The sequence below is a fragment of the Aquabacterium sp. UBA2148 genome, from assembly GCF_002328915.1.
In the GTDB taxonomy this organism is placed as follows: domain Bacteria; phylum Pseudomonadota; class Gammaproteobacteria; order Burkholderiales; family Burkholderiaceae_C; genus Aquabacterium; species Aquabacterium parvum.
Genome location: NZ_DCXA01000319.1, coordinates 1 through 2,939 on the forward strand (window position 1 = coordinate 1; position 2,939 = coordinate 2,939).

General features: G+C 66.0%; 3 protein-coding genes. 1 reads left to right on the forward strand and 2 read right to left on the reverse strand.

The window, feature by feature from the left end:
• Positions 1-49: 49 nt before the first annotated feature.
• Both B2W70_RS17835 and B2W70_RS17840 read right to left on the reverse strand, forming a co-directional pair.
• Positions 50-1,315, reverse strand: coding sequence for an RsmB/NOP family class I SAM-dependent RNA methyltransferase (locus B2W70_RS17835; protein WP_286747866.1), 1,266 nt, complete (start codon positions 1,313-1,315; stop codon positions 50-52).
• The gene (locus B2W70_RS17840; RefSeq protein WP_083505906.1) at positions 1,269-2,267 is read right to left on the reverse strand and encodes a sterol desaturase family protein; all 999 of its coding nucleotides are present in this window, start codon (positions 2,265-2,267) and stop codon (positions 1,269-1,271) included. Before B2W70_RS17840 ends, B2W70_RS17835 begins: the two co-directional genes overlap by 47 nt.
• A gap of 217 nt (positions 2,268-2,484) precedes the next feature.
• Between B2W70_RS17840 and B2W70_RS17845 the strand changes: the two genes are divergently transcribed.
• A partial coding sequence (locus B2W70_RS17845; protein WP_286747869.1) for an AraC family transcriptional regulator ligand-binding domain-containing protein occupies positions 2,485-2,939 on the forward strand: 455 nt, incomplete at its 3' end.

Here is a 2,939-nt window from a genome sequence, read left to right on the forward strand (position 1 = left end):
ACGCAAAGCGTCGCCCTTCTTCCGCCAACCCAGCGCCGTGCGCGGTGGCTCAGTCCTTCTTCTGCCACACCGCCGCAAAGAACCCATCGGTCGAGTGCAGGTGCGGCCACAAGCGCAGGTGGCCCGCTGGCGTGACCAGTTTGGCCGCGTTTTCGACGCCGGCCGAGGTCAGCGCCTCGGCGGCGTTGAGCGGCACGAAGTCGGGGTGTGCCGCCGTGAACGCATCGGCAATGCCTTCGTTCTCGTCGGGGATCACGCTGCAGGTGGCGTAAACCAGGCGCCCGCCCGGTTTCAGCAAACGCGCTGCGCTGTCCAGGATGGCGGTCTGCTTGACCTTGAGTTCTTCCAGGGCCTTGGGTGACTGGCGCCACTTCAGGTCGGGGTTGCGGCGCAGCGTGCCCAGGCCGGAGCAGGGCGCGTCCACCAGCACGCGGTCGATCTTGCCGCGCAGGCGCTTGATGCGGTCGTCGTTCTCATGGGCGATTTGGGTGGCGTACACGTTGGACAGCCCGCTGCGCGCCAGGCGCGGCTTGAGGTTGTCCAGGCGGTGGGCCGACACGTCGAAGGCGTACAGGCGGCCGGTGTTGCGCATCAGGGCGCCCAGCGCCAGGGTCTTGCCACCGGCGCCGGCGCAGAAGTCCACCACCATTTCACCGCGCTTGGGGGCTGTCAGCAGTGACAGCAACTGGCTGCCTTCGTCCTGCACCTCGACGTGGCCTTCGGTGTAAATCGGCATCTTCTGCAGCGCCGGCTTGCCCGGGATGCGGATGCCGATGGTCGAATAAGGCGTGGGGCCGGCTTCGATCTGCGCGGCAGCCAGCGTTTCGAGCACGGTTTCGCGCTTGGCCTTTTGCGTGTTCACGCGCAAATCAAGCGGGGCCGAAGCCGAGAAGGTCTCGACCAGGGCCCAGAAGCCTTCGTCGTCGAGTTGCTCGCGCAGGCGGTTGGCCAGCCAGTCGGGCAGGTTGTGGCGCAGCTTGTCTTGCAGCTGGGTGCGGTCGATGGTGGCGGTGCGGGCCAGCCAGGCGAGTTCGTCCGGCGTGGCGCCGTTTTTCAGCACATGGGGCAGGCCCTGCCAGGCCAGCAGGGCCAGGCGGCGCTCTTGCGGGCCGTGGCCCGATTGCGCCAGGTGGGCCCACAGCAGGCGCTGGCGCAGCACGGCGTAGGCCGTCTCGGCCAGGGCGTGCCGCTCACGCTGGCCCAGGGCCTTTTGCTTGCGGAAAAAGTAGGAAACGATGCTGTCGGCCGGGGCGTCGAGCTTGAGCACCTCACGGATGAGCTGGGTCGTGAGGTCGAGGAGCGCTTTCGGATGCATGGGCGCGATTATCCGCTGCTTGTGTGCCCGGGCGTTCCCATTCTGGTGGGGCCCAGATGTGTTTGAGTCGCAAAGAAAGCGGGCCGGGGCGCATCACGTCACGCAACATGGCCGCCCACTCGTGCAGCGTCAGCCAAAACGGGTTGTGCGTGTGCACCTGGCGCACCAGGCCGTAGTCCACCGCTTCGGTCTCTTCCACGAAGGTGCCGAACAGCCGGTCGAAGACGATCAGCGTGCCGCCGTAGTTCTTGTCGATGTAGCGAGGGTTGCGGCCATGGTGGGCGCGGTGGTGCGAGGGCGTGTTGAAGATCAGCTCGATCAGCGGGTGCAGCTTGCCGACCCACTGCGTGTGCACGAAGAACTGGTAGCCCAGGTTGAACGACAGCGCCAGCAGCACTGCCTTGGGCTCGAAGCCGATCCACACCATGGGCAGGTAGAACAGCCAGTTGCCAGCGAAGGTGTAGAGCCAGCTTTGACGCATGGCGGTCGTGAAGTTCATGTGCTCCGAGCCGTGGTGAACCACGTGGGCGCACCAGAACCAGCGGATGCGGTGGCTGGCGCGGTGGAACCAGTAGTAGCAGAACTCCACGCCCAGGTAGAGCGCCGCAAAGCTCAGTGGCGTCAGCTCGATGCTGGTCAGGCGGTGGTGGGTGTGCACCCAGTTCATGGCTGGCAGCACGAAGACCAGCACCAGCACCACGTCCAGCCAGGTGTAGACGCCGCCCAGCACCATGCTGTCGCGCGAGTCGCGCCAGTCGTAGACGGCCTTGCCCTGGCGCTTTTCACCGCGCATGCGCAGCCACTCGGCCACCACCACGGCGAAGAACAAGGGCGACAGCAGCATCAGGAAGGCGTCGCGCCAGTCCACGTGCGGGTCCACCCCCCCGAAAGGCGTGAGCGAGGAGGTGACGTAGGCAGAAAGCAGATCGGGCAGGGCGCTCAGCAGGGTCATGTCGGGCGGCGGGCAATCGGGGTAAACCGCTGCGGTGGGCAGCGTTTGGCGTTCCCATGCTCGTCATTTCGGCCGATCCTGGCTTGACCTGCTCAGACATTTTCTTGACGTATGGCGTCAATGTGATGTGCGGCGCCTCCCATCTAGCCCGAATGGGCAGGGTGGGGGCGGGCGTGTATGATTCACGATCCACTGTTGTGCCTCTGGTGCTGTTGCCATGGCCGAAACCCGCATCGCCGCGTCCTTTGCCCAATTGCTGTACGAGTACCTGGACCGCCAGGGGCTCGATGGTCAGCGCGTGCTGGGTCCTCGCCCGGAGCCATCGCAGCACTTCGTGCCGATGAGCCAGTGGCAAGACTGGTTGCGCCGGGTCGACTCCCTCGAGGGCCGCCCCGGGCTGGGTTTGCGCATTGCGGAAGGCGTCAGCGCCAGGCACTTCGGCGTGGTGGGCTACGCCGCGCTGGCTTGCAGCAACCTCGCCGAAGCCATGCAGCGCATGGAGCGCTATCACGCCTCCGTGTACGACGTGAACCCGGCGCACGTTTCGCTCGATGAAAAGGGCGTCACCATCGAATGGGGCGTCGAACGCGGTCGCCCTGGTGCCCTGGTCGATGAAACTGCCATCGCCTCGCTGGTGCAGCTCGCCCGCGACATGACGGGCCGTTACTGGCC

What these genes read in the sequence shown, in the direction of transcription:
- B2W70_RS17835 (WP_286747866.1), bottom strand. Translation starts at nt 1,315, where the DNA reads ATGCATCCGAAAGCGCTCCTCGACCTCACGACCCAGCTCATCCGTGAG.
- B2W70_RS17840 (WP_083505906.1), bottom strand. Translation starts at nt 2,267, where the DNA reads ATGACCCTGCTGAGCGCCCTGCCCGATCTGCTTTCTGCCTACGTCACC.